The 14071-nt window shown below is 70.0% G+C and carries 13 protein-coding genes; 7 read left to right on the forward strand and 6 right to left on the reverse strand.

The features are described 5' to 3' along the window. Nucleotides 1–96 precede the first annotated feature (96 nt). From ACZ7OI_RS27225 to ACZ7OI_RS27235, 3 genes are read left to right on the forward strand one after another with little or no spacing between them, the layout of a single operon-like run. On the forward strand, nucleotides 97–471 hold the full coding sequence (locus tag ACZ7OI_RS27225) for a VOC family protein (protein ID WP_470266993.1): 375 nt from the start codon (nucleotides 97–99) through the stop codon (nucleotides 469–471). After that, nucleotides 468–1289 (forward strand): class I SAM-dependent methyltransferase, encoded by an 822-nt coding sequence (locus ACZ7OI_RS27230; RefSeq protein WP_470266994.1) that lies wholly within the window; start codon nucleotides 468–470, stop codon nucleotides 1287–1289. Before ACZ7OI_RS27225 ends, ACZ7OI_RS27230 begins: the two co-directional genes overlap by 4 nt. Before the next feature lie 10 nt (nucleotides 1290–1299). Next, a complete protein-coding gene (locus ACZ7OI_RS27235) occupies nucleotides 1300–2286 on the forward strand; it encodes an asparaginase (protein ID WP_470266995.1) in 987 nt (328 codons plus the stop codon). Here ACZ7OI_RS27235 and ACZ7OI_RS27240 read toward each other — a convergent pair whose 3' ends face one another. The 3 genes from ACZ7OI_RS27240 to ACZ7OI_RS27250 form a co-directional block, all read right to left on the reverse strand. Continuing rightward, entirely contained in the window at nucleotides 2287–2766 is a 480-nt protein-coding gene (locus ACZ7OI_RS27240) for a cysteine dioxygenase (protein WP_470266996.1), read from the reverse strand. It abuts the gene before it with no gap. Between the two features lie 286 nt (nucleotides 2767–3052). Next, entirely contained in the window at nucleotides 3053–4078 is a 1026-nt protein-coding gene (locus ACZ7OI_RS27245; protein ID WP_470266997.1) for an NAD(P)H-dependent glycerol-3-phosphate dehydrogenase, read from the reverse strand. Next, entirely contained in the window at nucleotides 4078–4791 is a 714-nt protein-coding gene (locus ACZ7OI_RS27250) for a lysophospholipid acyltransferase family protein (RefSeq protein WP_470267162.1), read from the reverse strand. Before ACZ7OI_RS27250 ends, ACZ7OI_RS27245 begins: the two co-directional genes overlap by 1 nt. A 175-nt stretch (nucleotides 4792–4966) precedes the next feature. On the opposite strand from ACZ7OI_RS27250, the gene cofC reads away from it, so the two are divergent. The 3 genes from cofC to ACZ7OI_RS27265 are packed head-to-tail and all read left to right on the forward strand — an operon-like array spanning nucleotide 4967 to nucleotide 9010. Beyond that, complete coding sequence (cofC, locus tag ACZ7OI_RS27255; protein ID WP_470266998.1) at nucleotides 4967–5599, forward strand: 2-phospho-L-lactate guanylyltransferase; 633 nt, start codon at nucleotides 4967–4969, stop codon at nucleotides 5597–5599. Between the two features lie 55 nt (nucleotides 5600–5654). Continuing rightward, the gene (locus ACZ7OI_RS27260) at nucleotides 5655–8066 is read left to right on the forward strand and encodes an RNA degradosome polyphosphate kinase (protein WP_470266999.1); all 2412 of its coding nucleotides are present in this window, start codon (nucleotides 5655–5657) and stop codon (nucleotides 8064–8066) included. Further along, nucleotides 8063–9010, forward strand: coding sequence for an NUDIX hydrolase (locus ACZ7OI_RS27265; RefSeq protein ID WP_470267000.1), 948 nt, complete (start codon nucleotides 8063–8065; stop codon nucleotides 9008–9010). Before ACZ7OI_RS27260 ends, ACZ7OI_RS27265 begins: the two co-directional genes overlap by 4 nt. A gap of 802 nt (nucleotides 9011–9812) precedes the next feature. Here the strand turns inward: ACZ7OI_RS27265 and ACZ7OI_RS27270 are convergent. The 3 genes from ACZ7OI_RS27270 to leuC form a co-directional block, all read right to left on the reverse strand. Next, the gene (locus tag ACZ7OI_RS27270) at nucleotides 9813–10478 is read right to left on the reverse strand and encodes an HU family DNA-binding protein (RefSeq protein WP_470267001.1); all 666 of its coding nucleotides are present in this window, start codon (nucleotides 10476–10478) and stop codon (nucleotides 9813–9815) included. 242 nt (nucleotides 10479–10720) lie between these two features. Next, on the reverse strand, nucleotides 10721–11323 hold the full coding sequence (leuD, locus tag ACZ7OI_RS27275) for a 3-isopropylmalate dehydratase small subunit (RefSeq protein ID WP_470267002.1): 603 nt from the start codon (nucleotides 11321–11323) through the stop codon (nucleotides 10721–10723). Nucleotides 11324–11346: 23 nt separating this feature from the next. Next, nucleotides 11347–12771 carry a 3-isopropylmalate dehydratase large subunit gene (gene leuC / locus ACZ7OI_RS27280; RefSeq protein WP_470267003.1) on the reverse strand — a complete coding sequence of 475 codons (1425 nt, stop codon included), beginning with the start codon at nucleotides 12769–12771 and terminating at the stop codon, nucleotides 11347–11349. Nucleotides 12772–12916: 145 nt separating this feature from the next. Here leuC and ACZ7OI_RS27285 point away from each other — a divergent pair, with 145 nt between their 5' ends. Further along, on the forward strand, nucleotides 12917–13618 hold the full coding sequence (locus ACZ7OI_RS27285; protein WP_009074079.1) for an IclR family transcriptional regulator: 702 nt from the start codon (nucleotides 12917–12919) through the stop codon (nucleotides 13616–13618). Nucleotides 13619–14071 lie beyond the last annotated feature (453 nt).

The raw sequence follows: 14071 nt of genomic DNA on the forward strand, positions 1-14071 counted from the left end.
CCCCCAGCTGACAGCGACTCGACAGGAAAGCGCTCGCGCGCATCGGGCAATCCGGGCAGACTCCGGACCGGCAGCAACCCTGGCACAAGGAGCCCGATGACCTCGTACGTGGACAACATCACCGTCGACTGCGCCGACCCGTGGGAACTGGCTCAGTTCTGGACCAAGGTGACCGGCCGCCCGGTCGGCGAGGACGACAAACCGGGCGAGGAGGAGATCGGCATCACGCTCGACTCCGGCGTCACGCTGCTGTTCATCGCCGTTCCGGAGCCCAAGACGATCAAAAACCGGCTGCACGTCTGCCTGAAGCCGGACAACGGGACCCGCGACGAAGAGGTAGAGCGGCTGCTCGAAATCGGCGCGAGGCTGCATTCCGATCACCGTCGCGAAGACGGCAGCGGCTGGGTCGTTTTGCAGGACCCGGAAGGCAACGAGTTCTGCGTGCAGCGCAGCGTGGCGGAGATGGCGTGACGGATTCGTTCGAGATCAACCGAGCCAATTGGGACGACCGCGCGCCGATCCACGCGCGCTCGGCGTACTACGAGTTCGACAAGTTCAAGGCCGATCCCGCGCATCTGAGCCAGATCGTGCGCTTCGACCAGCCGCGCCTCGGCGACGTTTCCGGGCTGCGCACCGTCCACCTGCAGTGCCACATCGGCACGGACACGCTGTCGCTGCACCGGCTCGGAGCCGAGGTCTCTGGTCTGGACCTTTCCCCGGCGTCGCTCGCCGAGGCGCGCAAGCTCGCCGACGCCACCGGCGCGGACATCGACTACCGCGAGGCGAACGTCTACGACGCGGTGAAAGTGTTCGGCGAGAACACGTTCGACCTGGTGTACACCGGGATCGGCGCGCTTTGCTGGCTGCCGAAGATCGCGCCCTGGGCGGAGGTCGTCGCGCGGTTGCTGCGGCCGGGCGGACGGCTGTTCCTGCGCGAAGGCCACCCGATGCTGTGGACGCTCGACGACGAATCCGAACGCGCGTGGCCGAAGTACGACTACTTCGAGCACGACGAACCGCTCGTGTTCAGCGACGACACCACTTACGTCGACACGGACGAACCGGTGAAGACGACGACCACGCACAGCTGGAACCATTCGCTCGGCGAGATCGTCACCGCGCTGCTCGACCAGGGCCTGATCCTGACCGGGCTGACCGAGCACGACACCGCGGCGTGGAACGCGCTGCCGCACGAGATGGAAGAGGCCGGGAACGGCGAATGGCGGCTGCGCGACAACCCGCGCCGGATCGCCGCGAGCTACACCCTGCAGGCCCAGCGCCCCGCATAGAGTGCGAGGCATGACTCGCATCGCCGTCGCCGCGCTGGGCGGCACCATCTCGATGGCTCCCGGACGTTCGATCGAAGACGGCGTCGTGCCGCGGCTGAGCGCCGAGGACCTGCTGGGAGACCTCGGTTCCCGGCTGCCGATGGAGGTCACCGCGGCGACGCTCGCCGGGCTGTCGAGTTCGTCGATGGATTACGCGACGCTCGCGCGGACGCGGCAGTGGGGGATCGAGCAGATCGAGGCGGGCGCGGACGGTTTCGTGGTGGTGCAGGGCACGGATACGCTGGAGGAAACGGCGTACCTGTTCGACCTCACGTGGCCGTCCGACGCGCCGGTGGTGATCACCGGCGCGATGCGGAACCCGAGCCTGCCCAGTCCGGACGGACAGGCGAACATCCTCGCCGCGCTCACCGTCGCCGCCGATCCGCGCAGCCGCGGCCGGGGCGCGCTGGTGGCGTTCAACGACGACGTGCACGCCGCGAGGTGGGTGCGGAAGACGCATTCCAGCCACGTCGAAACGTTTTCGTCGCGGCCCGCGGGCCCGCTCGGCATGGTCGCCGAAGGCGCGGTGCATTACTTCCACCCGTCGCCGCCGCGGTTGCCGGTGCTGCCGGGAGCCGAGAATGTCGATCTCGTTCCGCTGGTGGAATCAGGGCTCGACGATTCGGGCGAATTGCTGTCGATGGTGCTCAAGGGCGGTGCGCGCGGTGTCGTGGTCGCTGCCAATGGAGTGGGGCACGTGTCGACCTCCACGGCAGACGTGATCGCGGCGGCGGAGGTGCCGGTCGTCGTCGCGTCCCGGACCGGCGCGGGCCCGACTTTCCGCAGCACATACGGGTTTCACGGCTCCGAATCGAGCCTGATCCGGATGGGCGCGACGATGGCCGGCTGGCTGTGCCCGCGGAAATCGCGGATCCTGCTGCAGGTTCTGCTGGCCGCGGGCGTCGGCCGGGAGGAGATCGAGCGGCAGTTCAGGCTGCGCGGCGACCTCGACCGCTGATCACGCCCGGAACGGGCCGTCCACCGGATTCGCCTGGTACGAGCGCATCTGCCGGCCGCCCTGGCGGTAGACGTGCACGCTGATCGCCGGATCCGGGCCGTCGTTGCGCACCTCGTGCACGTAACCCGGCCCGAACACCCGTGACTGCCCGGCGGACAGCCCGTGCACCTCGGTCACCGCGCGCCCGCCCGGGGCACGCCGCGCGACGGTTTCGGTCAGCCGCCCGGACACGACGGTGAACGCGCCGGTCGCGAAGGCGTGGTCGTGCAGGTCGGTGTACTGGCCGGGAAGCCAGCTGAGCAGCCAGATCTCCTGGTCCTCAGTGCGTTCGACCAGCGCCGAGAACCGCTCGTCGGGGTCGTAGCGCAGCAGGCTGCCCCAGCGTTCCCGGTCGGCGGCCACGTCGACGGCGACGCGGACCGGGTGGCGCAGGGCGGGGTTCTCGGGACGCAGCAGGGTGTTGTCCGGAACGGCGAACATGAAAAGAAGTCCTCACGGGAAGAAGATGGGTGTCGAACTGGGCCGGGGCTGAGTTCACCGACAACAGCGACACGACATGCCCATGACGGGGCGGAGGTCGGAGGACCCCGGCCGCATCGTCATCTCGCACGTCAGCATGCCGCACAGAGAACCAGCCCCGGACCGCCCGGTCAACCCGTCTCACCCCCTGGACCGCCCTGGTGAGCGCAGGTTCACACTCCCCGGTACCCGCCCAGGCCTCGTGAGCGGCAATCCCGGTTCTCACCGGCGCCGCCGCTCACGAGACTCAGCTCCACTCCGGCTTCCGCGACCGCCCGAGCAGCTCCGCGCCCGCCTGCCGCGGGTCGACGCCCTCGTGGCACACCCGGTACATCGCGTCCGTGATCGGCATGTCGACGCCGGCCCGCTGCGCCAGTTCGCGGATCGACGAGCACGACGCGACGCCCTCCGCGACCTGCCCGCCGGCCGCCGCCTGCGCCTCGGCCAGCGTCTCGCCGCGGCCGAGCCGTTCGCCGAAGGTGCGGTTGCGCGACAACGGCGACGAGCACGTCGCCACCAGGTCCCCGAGCCCGGCGAGACCGGCGAAGGTCAGCGGGTCCGCGCCGAGTTTCGCGCCGAGCCGCGCCATTTCGGCGAGACCGCGCGTGATGAGCGTCGCCGTCGTGTTCGCGCCCAAGCCCATTCCGGCGGCCATGCCGCAGCTGAGCGCGATCACGTTCTTGCACGCGCCGCCCAGCTCGCAGCCCACCACGTCGGTGTTGGTGTAGGGCCGGAAATACTGGTTCGACGTCGCCTGCTGCACCGCTTTCGCCCGCTCGTGATCCGCGCACGCGACCACCGCGGCGGCAGGCTGCCCGTCGGCGATCTCGCGGGCCAAATTCGGCCCGGACACCACCACGATCTCGCCCGGCGCGACGCGAGCGAGTTCGGCGATCACCTCGCTCATCCGCTTGAGCGTGCCCAGTTCCACGCCCTTGGCCAGGCTGACCAGGATCGCGTCCGGCGGCAGCAGCGGCTGCCAGCCGGTGAGGTTCGCGCGCAGGCTCTGGCTCGGCACCCCGAGCACCACTGCCTGCGCGCCGTCCAATGCCGCTGCCGCGTCGGCCGTCGCGGTGATCCGCTCCGGCAACGAGGTTCCCGGCAGATACGACTCGTTGGTGTGCCGCTCCCGGATCTCCTCCGCGACGCTTTCCCGGCGCGCCCACATCGTCACGTCCCGGCCCGCGTCGCCGAGCACCTTCGCGAACGCGGTGCCCCACGAACCCGCGCCGAGCACGGTGACCCGTTGCACGTCGGCGGCGAAACCCGCCATCAGGCACCGTCCTCCGGCTTCTCGGTCTCCGCCTTGGGCTCTGCGGTGATCTCCGCTTTGGTCTCCGCTGCGGCCTCGGTATCCGGCTTCTTCACCGGCGGTTCCTCCTGCCGGATCTCCGCCAGCAGACGGGTGACCTCGTCCATCATCACCGCGGTGACCTCACGCAGCGTCGAGGCGCTGCGCGGGTTCGCGCCGCGGAACCGCGACAGGTCGATCGGATCCCCGACCAGGTGCGTCACCGTCTTGCGCGGGAACGGCGTGAACTTCTTGGTGTAGCCGTTGAAGATCTTGTTCGTGCCCCAGCGCGCGATCGGGATCACCGGGACGTCGTTCTGCAGCGCCAGCCGCGCCGCGCCGCTGTAGGCCTCCTTCGGCCAGCCCAGCGGGTCCTTCGTGATGGTGCCCTCGGGGTAGATCACGATGACCTTGCCCTCTTCGAGCGCCTGGTGCGCGGCCTTGAGGCTGTCGCCCGCGGCGCTCGACCCGCGCGCCACCGGGATCTGCCCGGACCCGGTCACGATCCGGCCGAAGACCGGCACGTCCTTCAGGCTCGCCTTGAGGAAGAACCGCGGCACCCGCTTCTGCCGGTGCACGAACACCGCGTCGACCGGCGGGTCGAGGTGCGAGATGTGGTTCATCACCAGCACCGCGGGCCCTTGCCGGGGGATTTTCTCCGCGCCGAGGTACACCCGCTTGCCGATCGCGGTCATCGGGTAGAACGCGGCGGCGGCCAGCCCCACCCAGAATCCGCCCTTCTCACGCCGTGCCACAGTTCTCCTCCTCGGGTCGCCTCTGCTCCGGGTGATCCTGCCGCGCTCCGGTTCGCGCAGTCCAGGGAGGGTGCGCTCACCGCGCGCGAGACGGGTTTCGGGTAAAGATGGACAGGTGGACGCAGACCTGGTCATGCCGCTGAAACCGCCGGGCACGGGCAAGTCCCGGCTGCGCGGGGCGGTCGCCGCGCACCGGCACGCGGAGCTGGTGCTGGCGCTGGCCTGCGACACGCTGGCCGCGGTCACGTCGGTCGCCGGGGTCCGGCGGGTGCTCGTCGTCACCGCCGATCCGGCCGCGCTGTCCGAATTGGCCGGTCTCGGCGTCGAGCTGGTCGCCGAACCGGCGGGCGGCGGGCTCAACGAAGCGTTGCGCCACGGTGCGGAGCTGCTGCGCGCGGACGCACCGGACGGAGTAGTCGGCGCGCTCCAAGCGGATCTTCCGGCGTTGCGCGCGGTCGACCTGGAGCAGGCGCTGACCGAAGCCGCGGGCCGCCGCGCGGTGGTGTTCGACCGGCAGGGCACCGGGACCACGCTGTTGCTGTCCGCTCCGGGGAAACCTCTCGACCCGCGGTTCGGCGCCGGCTCCGCGGAACTGCATCGCGCGTCCGGTGCGATTCCTCTCACCCAAGCGCTGCCGTCGCTGCGCAGCGACGTCGACACCGAAGATGATCTCCGCCACGCCGCGAAGCTCGGCCTGGGGAAGCGCACTGCGGCATTGCTCCCGGCCGAACGGGCGCAATTGCGCTGACGTGTTCACTCGACCTTCATCGCGGCCTGCGCAAACCGCGGCTTCGTAGTGAACAATGGGCAGCGTGAGCACAGAAGACGGCAGCACTCCGGCCCGGCGGCGCGTGAAGAGCGGCAGCAGCGCATCCCCCTCGTCCCCGGCCCCGCGCACCGCGGGCGGGAAGGCGACCTCGCGCGGGACCGCTGACGCCGCTGCGGCCCGTCGGGCAAAACCCAAGGCGGCTTCGGAAGACAACGCCAAACCGGCCAAGCGCAAGAGCACCGCTTCGAGCGCGCTGCGCACCACCGCGAAGAAGCCCGCCGCGCCGCCCGCCGCCGTGCGATCGCGCCGGACCACTACTGAGAGCGGCGAGGAATTCCGTTCCGTTCCCTCAGCCCCGCCCGCCGTCACCTCCGCGCCCACCGCCGTCGAGTCGCTTCCCGACGACCGTTATTTCAACCGCGAGCTGTCCTGGCTCGACTTCAACGCCCGCGTGCTCGCGCTGGCCGAGGACGAATCGCAGCCGCTGCTCGAACGGGCCAAGTTCCTCGCCATTTTCGCGTCCAATTTGGACGAGTTCTACATGGTCCGGGTCGCCGGGCTGAAACGGCGCGACGGCACCGGCCTGTCGGTGCGCAGCGCGGACGGGCTCACGCCGCGCGAACAGCTGGACTACATCGCCAAGCGCAACCAGGACCTGGTCGAGCGGCACACCGCCGCGTTCGAGGACCACCTGCGCCCGCAGCTGGCCGAGCAGGACATCCGGCTCGTCGGCTGGGCCGACCTGTCCGGGGCCGACCAGCTGCGGCTGTCGAGCTACTTCTCCGAGCAGATCTTCCCGGTGCTCACGCCGCTCGCGGTCGACCCGGCGCACCCGTTCCCGTACATCTCGGGGCTGTCGCTCAACCTCGCGGTCACCGTGCGGGACCCGCAAGGCGGGCTCGAACGGTTCGCGCGCGTGAAGGTGCCGAGCAACGTGCCGCGGCTGATGCGCGTGGAAACCGAGCGCGGCAGCCGGACCGCCACCTTCCTGCCGCTCGAGGAACTGATCTCCGCGCACCTGAGCGATCTGTTCACCGGTATGGAGGTGACCGAGCACCACGTCTTCCGCGTCACCCGCAACGCCGACTTCGAGGTCGAGGAAGACCGCGACGAGGACCTGTTGCAGGCGCTGGAACGCGAGCTGGCGCAACGCCGGTTCGGCCCGCCGGTGCGGCTCGAGGTCGCGCAGGACATGAGCGAGCACATGCTCGAACTGCTGCTGCGCGAGCTGGAAGTCGACCCCGAGGACGTCGTCGAGGTACCGGGGCTGCTCGACCTCACCTGCCTGTTCCAGCTGTCCGCGGTGGACCGCAAGGAATTGAAGGACCGGCCGTTCGTGCCCGCGACGCATCCGGCGTTCGGCGAACGCGAGACGCCCAAGAGCGTGTTCGCGACGCTGCGCGAGGGCGACGTCCTGGTGCACCACCCCTACGATTCGTTCTCCACGAGCGTGCAGCGGTTCATCGAACAGGCCGCGGCCGATTCGAAGGTGCTGGCGATCAAGCAGACGCTGTACCGGACGTCCGGCGATTCGCCGATCGTGGACGCGCTGATCGACGCCGCCGAGGCGGGCAAGCAGGTCGTGGCGCTGGTGGAGATCAAGGCGCGGTTCGACGAGCAGGCCAACATCACCTGGGCGCGCACGCTGGAGCGCGCGGGCGTGCACGTGGTGTACGGCTTGGTGGGCCTCAAAACGCACTGCAAGGTGTCGATGGTGGTGCGGCAGGAGGGTTCGACCATCCGCCGCTACTGCCACATCGGCACCGGCAACTACAACCCGAAGACCGCGCGGCTGTACGAAGACCTCGGGCTGCTCACCGCGGACCCGAGCATCGGCGCGGACATCACCGATCTGTTCAACGTCCTCACCGGCTACTCGCGCCAGGACACCTACCGCACGATCCTCACGTCGCCGCACGGCATCCGCCGCGGCATCGTGCGCGCGATCGGCGAGGAGATCGAACTCGCGCGCGCCGGGCTCGAAGCGGGCATCCGGATCAAGTGCAACTCGCTCGTCGACGAGCAGGTGATCGACGCGCTGTACCACGCTTCCCAAGCCGGCGTTCCGGTCGACGTGGTGGTGCGCGGGATCTGCTCGCTGAAGCCGGGCGTCGAGGGCTTGAGCGAGAACATCCGGGTCCGCTCGATCCTCGGCCGGTTCCTCGAGCACTCGCGGGTGTTCCACTTCCGCGCGGGCGGCACGCACTGGATCGGCAGCGCGGACATGATGCACCGCAACCTCGACCGCCGGATCGAGGCGCTGGTGCGGGTCAAGGACCCGAGGCTGACGCGGCAGCTGGACGACGTGTTCGATTCGGCGCTCGACCCGCACACGCGCTGCTGGGTGCTCAGCTCCTCCGGCGAATGGCAGCCGTTCCCGGCCGCCGGTTCGCAGGTGCGCGACCACCAGCTCGAACTCGCGAAGCGGCACGGGGCCGTCGGATGAGCGTGGACGTCCGGGCCGCCGGCGCGGTGCTCTGGCGCCGCGCCGGAGCCGGGTTCGAGGTCGCCCTCGTGCACCGGCCCCGCTACGACGATTGGTCGCTGCCGAAAGGAAAGGTCGACCCGGGCGAGACGATCGCGGCCACCGCGGTGCGCGAGATCGCCGAGGAGACCGGGTTCCGCGCGGTGCTGGGGCGCTATGTCGCGCAGACGAGGTACGAGGTCCCGGCGAAGAACAACGGGCGGCTGCTGCGCAAGAGCGTCGACTACTTCAGCGGCGAAGCCGTTTCCGGCGCCTTCGAGCCCAACGAAGAGGTCGACGAACTGCGCTGGCTGGACCCGATCACGGCCGAGCAGTTGCTCACGCGACCGGCGGATGTCCGGGTGCTGCGCGAGTTCTGCGCCCTCCCGCCCGCGCCGACGACGGTGTTGCTGGTGCGCCACGCCAAAGCAGGCAAACGCGAAGACTGGACGGGCGACGACGACCTCCGTCCGCTGTCCGAAGCCGGTCAGCGCCAAGCTGCGGCGCTGCGAGACCTGCTGCCGCTCTTCGGCCCCGACCGGGTGTTCTCCGCGCCGCGGCTGCGGTGCGTGCAGACCGTCGGCGGAGTCGCGGACGCACTCGGCGTCGAGGTGCGGCACGAGCCGTTGCTGTCGGAAGAGGGCTACTGGCCCGACCCGCTGCAGGGAATCCGCCGCCTGCTGGCGATCGCGGCCGACGGGGGCACCCCGCTGATCAGCAGCCAGGGCGGGGTGATCCCGGACCTGGTGAGCGCACTGGCGGACCGGGACGGCCTGGAACTGCCCGCCGCCCGCGACGGAGTGGTGCCGAGCAAGAAGGGCTCGCTGTGGGTCCTGTCGTTCTCTCCCGGCGACGACGGGCCGGTTCTGGTGGGCGCGGATTATTACCCGAGCCCCCTTCCCGCGCCGGTGCCTTCGGCAGGCTGATCTTTTCGCGGGGCCCGGCGTTGCTTCGGCGACGCCGGGCCCTTCTCGTCTCCATTCGACGAGCCGCGGTTTCTATAGAGACCGGTATTGCTGAGCGACGCTCAGGACTTATCCCCGGTCCCGGCATAAGCGACGTCCCAGACAGGTTCGAAGGGTTTAATTACCCCCGACGGGGATTTATCTCCGAGCGTCGGATCAGCCAATCCGATTGCCTTCCCGGCCCGCCTCCGCGTGCGGCTGGGACAGCCTGGAACTGTTGTCTTATCAGCAATCCTGCGGGTTCTTTTCGCGGGCTTCGCAGCTCTCCGACCTCGGGAAACGCTGTCTTCCCGCTGCCGCAGGCTCTTCCGGACCGAGGCCGGGCCAACCCCTGCGGTGCGGCGGATTCCTGATCTCCGCACGCTTGTCCGCCGTCTCGTCCCTCCCGAAAGCCCTGCGATCACAACAGCTCCCAGCGCCGGCTCAGAGCCCCTGCCCCTGGATCAGCTCACCGGACCGGCCGCCCTCACCCGGTCGGGAAACTCCGCGCCCCACAACGGCTCAGCCGCTCCGCAAGCCCCACCCGGCTCCCGACCCACCAGCACAACAACTCATCCCCCAGCCCGCCGCCCCCGGCGGTGTCCCCGAAACCCCAGCCCCCACGACACCTCAATCCGTCCCCGCGCGGCTCCTAGCAACTGCCCCGCGAAACCCTCCCGCCACGCCGTTTTCCACCCGTCCAGCCGATCAGCCCCCGAAAACGCGGCAGGGCCCCGACCTCACCCGAGGTCGGGGCCCTGCCGCGAAGCAACGAATACCGAGGCTACTTCTTCTTGGCCGCCGAAGTCCGCTTCGCCGGGGCCTTCTTGGCCGCGGCCGTGGTCTTCTTCGCTGCCGCAGTGGTCTTCGCGGCCGGCTTGGCGGCTGCCTTCGCCCGCGTCGTGGTGGCCTTCGGGGCCGCCTTCGCACGCGTGGTGGTGGCCTTCGCGGCCGTCGCGCGCGTCGTCGTCTTGGCTGCGGCGGCCTTGGCGGGAGCCTTGGCCGCGGTGGCGCGGGTGCGCGTGGCAGCGGGCTTCGCCGCCGTGGCACGGGTGCTGCGCGTGGCAGTGGTCGACGCGGCGCGCGTGGCAGTCGTCGACGCGGCGCGGGTGGTCGTGGCGCGCGCGGTGGTGCCGGTGGCACGCTTCGCCGCCGTGGCCTTCGGCAGCTTCTTCGAACCGGAAATGACGTCCTTGAACGTGGTGCCCGCGCGGAACGCCGGAACGTTCGTCTTCTTCACTCGCACGGTTTCGCCGGTGCGCGGGTTCCGCGCGGTGCGGGCGGCACGAGCGCGCTTCTCGAACACCCCGAAGCCGGTGATGTTCACCTTCTCGCCCTTGTTGACCGTCCGGATGATGATGTCGACGAGACCGTCGACGGCCTCCGAAGCAACCTTTTTGTCGCCCAGACGCTCCGACAGCGCCTCGATCAGCTGGGCCTTGTTGGCCATTCCAGTCCCTCCAAGAAGAACTCTTCGTCCACGGCCAGGTCGGCCGACTAACGCACACGGTATTACCAAGACAGCACAAATTCCAAACGGCATGCGAAATTTTCCCTTGCGGCGGGAACGGTTCCGCCCTCCCGAAGGACCCGATTCCGGTCCCGGGAGGCTCCGTTTGGCATGGGCGTGGACGGGGCCCGCCGGGGGCGGATTCCCTTTCCGAGCAGGGAATCCGGCCCCGGCGGCGCGGGTCAGGAGGTCGCGGCGGGAAGCGTCGCGGGCTTCCAGGAAGGCCGCTTCGACTCGAACGAGTCGATGTCCCCCGCGTGGCGCAGAGTCAGCGCGATGTCGTCGAGTCCTTCGAGCAGCCGCCAGCGGACGTAGTCGTCGATCTGGAACGGCGCGGTGAAGTCCTTGGCCCGCACGGTCTTGGCTTCGAGGTCCACCGACACCTCGGTGCCGGGCTCGTTCTCCAGCAGCTTCCAGAGCAGTTCGACATCCGACTGCTCGCACTGCGCGGCGACGAGGCCGCCCTTGCCCGAGTTGCCGCGGAAGATGTCGGCGAAACGGGACGAGATGACGACCCGGAAGCCGTAGTCCAGCAACGCCCACACGGCGTGCTCGCGCGACGAACCGGTGCCGAAGTCCGGTCCGGCGACGAGCACCGACCCGTTGGAGAACGGTTCCTGATTGAGGATGAAGTCCTCCTGCGCGCGCCAGGCGGCGAACAGCCCGTCCTCGAATCCGGTGCGGGTCACGCGCTTGAGGTAGACGGCCGGGATGATCTGGTCAGTGTCCACGTTGGACCTGCGCAGCGGGACCCCGATCCCGGTGTGCTGGGTGAACGGTTCCATGGTGGGAGCTCCTCTCCGGGAAGTCAGGCGGGCAGGTCGGCGGGCGAGGACAGCGTCCCGCGCACGGCGGTGGCGGCGGCCACGAGCGGCGAGACGAGGTGCGTGCGCCCGCCCTTGCCCTGCCGTCCCTCGAAGTTGCGGTTGGAGGTGGATGCGCTGCGCTCGCCGGGGGCGAGCTGGTCCGGGTTCATCCCGAGACACATGGAGCAGCCCGCCTGCCGCCATTCGGCTCCCGCCTCGGAGAAGATCTTGTCCAGGCCTTCCTCCTCGGCGGTCTTGCGCACCCGCATCGAACCGGGCACCACGAGCATCCGGACCGAATCGGCCACCTTCCGCCCGCGCAGCACCTCCGCCGCGGCGCGCAGGTCCTCGATCCGGCCGTTGGTGCAGGAGCCGAGGAAGACCGTGTCCACGGCGATCTCGCGCAGCGGGGTGCCCGGTTCGAGATCCATATAGGACAGCGCCTTCTCGGCGGCGAAGCGCGCGTTCTCGTCGGCGATCGCGGCCGGATCCGGCACCGAGTCGCCCAGCGGCAGGCCCTGTCCGGGGTTGGTGCCCCACGTCACGAACGGCGTCAGCTGGTCCGCGTCGAGGTGGACCTCGGCGTCGAATTCCGCGCCCTCGTCGGTGCGCAGCTCGCGCCAGGCGGCGACGGCGGCGTCCCAGTCCTCGCCCTTCGGCGCGTGCGGACGGCCCTTGAGGTAGGCGAAGGTCGTTTCGTCCGGAGCGATCATGCCGGCGCGCGCGCCCGCCTCGATCGACATGTTGCAGATGGTCATCCGGGCTTCCATCGACAGCTCTTCGATGGCCTTGCCGCGGTACTCCAGGACGTAGCCCTGACCGCCGCCGGTGCCGATTTTGGCGATCACCGCGAGGATCACGTCCTTCGCGGTGACGCCCGGCTGCAGCGTGCCGTCGACGTTGATCGCCATCGTCTTGAACGGCCGCAGCGGCAGCGTCTGGGTGGCGAGCACGTGCTCGACCTCGGAAGTGCCGATGCCGAACGCCATCGCGCCGAACGCGCCGTGCGTCGAGGTGTGACTGTCGCCGCACACCACGGTGGTTCCGGGCTGGGTCAGCCCGAGCTGCGGTCCGATCACGTGCACGATGCCCTGTTCGGCGTCGCCCATCGGGTGCAGCCGGACGCCGAACTCCTTGCAGTTGCGGCGAAGCGTGTCGACCTGGGTGCGGGACACCGGGTCGGCGATCGGGAGGTCGATGTCCACCGTGGGGACGTTGTGGTCCTCGGTGGCGATGGTGAGGTCGGGGCGGCGCACCGGCCGCCCGGCCAGCCGCAGTCCGTCGAACGCCTGCGGGCTGGTCACTTCGTGCACCAAGTGGAGGTCGATGTAGAGCAGATCCGGTTCGGCGCCTTCGCCTCGGCGCACGAGGTGGCTGTCCCACACCTTCTCCGCCAGCGTACGAGCCTTGCCGGTGGGGCTGGTCATCTCCGGCTCCTTCCACGGGATCGGCCGGGAGCACGGAACCCGGACAGTGCCGGTGAGGAGGGGGCAGCCGCGGCTGTCCGCGGCTCCGGGTTTCGTTTTTCCCAGATTCTGGACTTCCCACAGTGCGGGAAGATAGTATCGCGTCGTGGGACAGCATAGCGGTATCGGAGTACTGGACAAAGCCGTGGCCGTACTGCAGGCGGTCGCCGAGGACCCGTGCGGGCTGGCGGAACTCTGCACGCGCACCGGGCTTCCTCGCGCGACCGCGCACCGGCTCGCGGTCGGGCTCGAAGTGCACCGCCTGTTGCGGCGAGGGCCGGACGGGCGCTGGCGGCCGGGCACGGCGCTCGCCGAACTCGCGGGCGGGTCGACCGACCCGTTGCTCGACGCGGCGAGTTCGGTGCTGCCGAAGCTTCGGGACATCACCGGCGAAAGCGTTCAGCTTTACCGGCGCGACGGCGTGCAGCGCGTGTGCGTTTCGACCGCGGAACCGCCGAGCGGTTTGCGCGACACGGTTCCGATCGGTTCGCGGCTGCCGATGACGGCGGGCTCGGGCGCGAAGGTCCTTGCCGCGTGGTCGGATCCGCACACGCAGCGGACGATCCTCGCCGACGCGGTTTACGGCGAACGCACTTTGCTCGAAGTGCGCCGCCGCGGCTGGGCGCAAAGCGTCGCCGAACGCGAGCCGGGCGTCGCGAGCGTTTCGGCCCCGGTGCGCGATTCCTCCGGCACCGTCGTCGCCGCGGTGTCGGTGTCCGGTCCGATCGAACGCATAGGGCGCAAGCCCGGCGCCCGATGGGCGGCCGATCTCCTCGCCGCCGCCGACGCGCTCCAGGAACGCCTCTGACGCCCCGCTCCCACCGCGCCCCAACTTCAGGCCGCCTCTCCGCCACCCCGGCGGGAGGCGGCCTTTTTCGCACCGGCGGCCTTCACCCGGCGCGGCGAACGCACTCCGCCCGAAGCACACCGCGGCCGTCCCCCAAGCGCGAACCCGGTGTCGCGAACGTTTCCGCCCCGTGCGTAATCCCCCCGCCCCGGCCCGATCGACCGCAAGCCAGGCGCGCGACGGGCGGCCAATCTCCTCGCCGCCGACGCACTCCAGGAACGCCCCTAACGCCCGGCCCCAACTCCAACTGCCTCTCCGCCACACCGTCGGGAGGCAGCCTTTCCCGCACCGGCAACCCTCCCCAAAGCGGTACACGGCGAACGCACTCCGCCGGAAGCACACCGCGGCCGTCAGCCAAACCCCGCCGAACGCGAACCCGGCACCGCGAACCTTTCCGCCCCGTGCGCGATTCCC

This window comes from Amycolatopsis sp. NPDC114503 (assembly GCF_055633655.1).

What these genes read in the sequence shown, in the direction of transcription:
- ACZ7OI_RS27225 (WP_470266993.1), top strand. Translation starts at nt 97, where the DNA reads ATGACCTCGTACGTGGACAACATCACCGTCGACTGCGCCGACCCGTGG.
- ACZ7OI_RS27235 (WP_470266995.1), top strand. Translation starts at nt 1,300, where the DNA reads ATGACTCGCATCGCCGTCGCCGCGCTGGGCGGCACCATCTCGATGGCT.
- ACZ7OI_RS27240 (WP_470266996.1), bottom strand. Translation starts at nt 2,766, where the DNA reads ATGTTCGCCGTTCCGGACAACACCCTGCTGCGTCCCGAGAACCCCGCC.
- ACZ7OI_RS27245 (WP_470266997.1), bottom strand. Translation starts at nt 4,078, where the DNA reads ATGGCGGGTTTCGCCGCCGACGTGCAACGGGTCACCGTGCTCGGCGCG.
- ACZ7OI_RS27250 (WP_470267162.1), bottom strand. Translation starts at nt 4,791, where the DNA reads ATGACCGCGATCGGCAAGCGGGTGTACCTCGGCGCGGAGAAAATCCCC.
- ACZ7OI_RS27260 (WP_470266999.1), top strand. Translation starts at nt 5,655, where the DNA reads ATGGGCAGCGTGAGCACAGAAGACGGCAGCACTCCGGCCCGGCGGCGC.
- ACZ7OI_RS27265 (WP_470267000.1), top strand. Translation starts at nt 8,063, where the DNA reads ATGAGCGTGGACGTCCGGGCCGCCGGCGCGGTGCTCTGGCGCCGCGCC.
- ACZ7OI_RS27270 (WP_470267001.1), bottom strand. Translation starts at nt 10,478, where the DNA reads ATGGCCAACAAGGCCCAGCTGATCGAGGCGCTGTCGGAGCGTCTGGGC.
- leuD (WP_470267002.1), bottom strand. Translation starts at nt 11,323, where the DNA reads ATGGAACCGTTCACCCAGCACACCGGGATCGGGGTCCCGCTGCGCAGG.
- leuC (WP_470267003.1), bottom strand. Translation starts at nt 12,771, where the DNA reads ATGACCAGCCCCACCGGCAAGGCTCGTACGCTGGCGGAGAAGGTGTGG.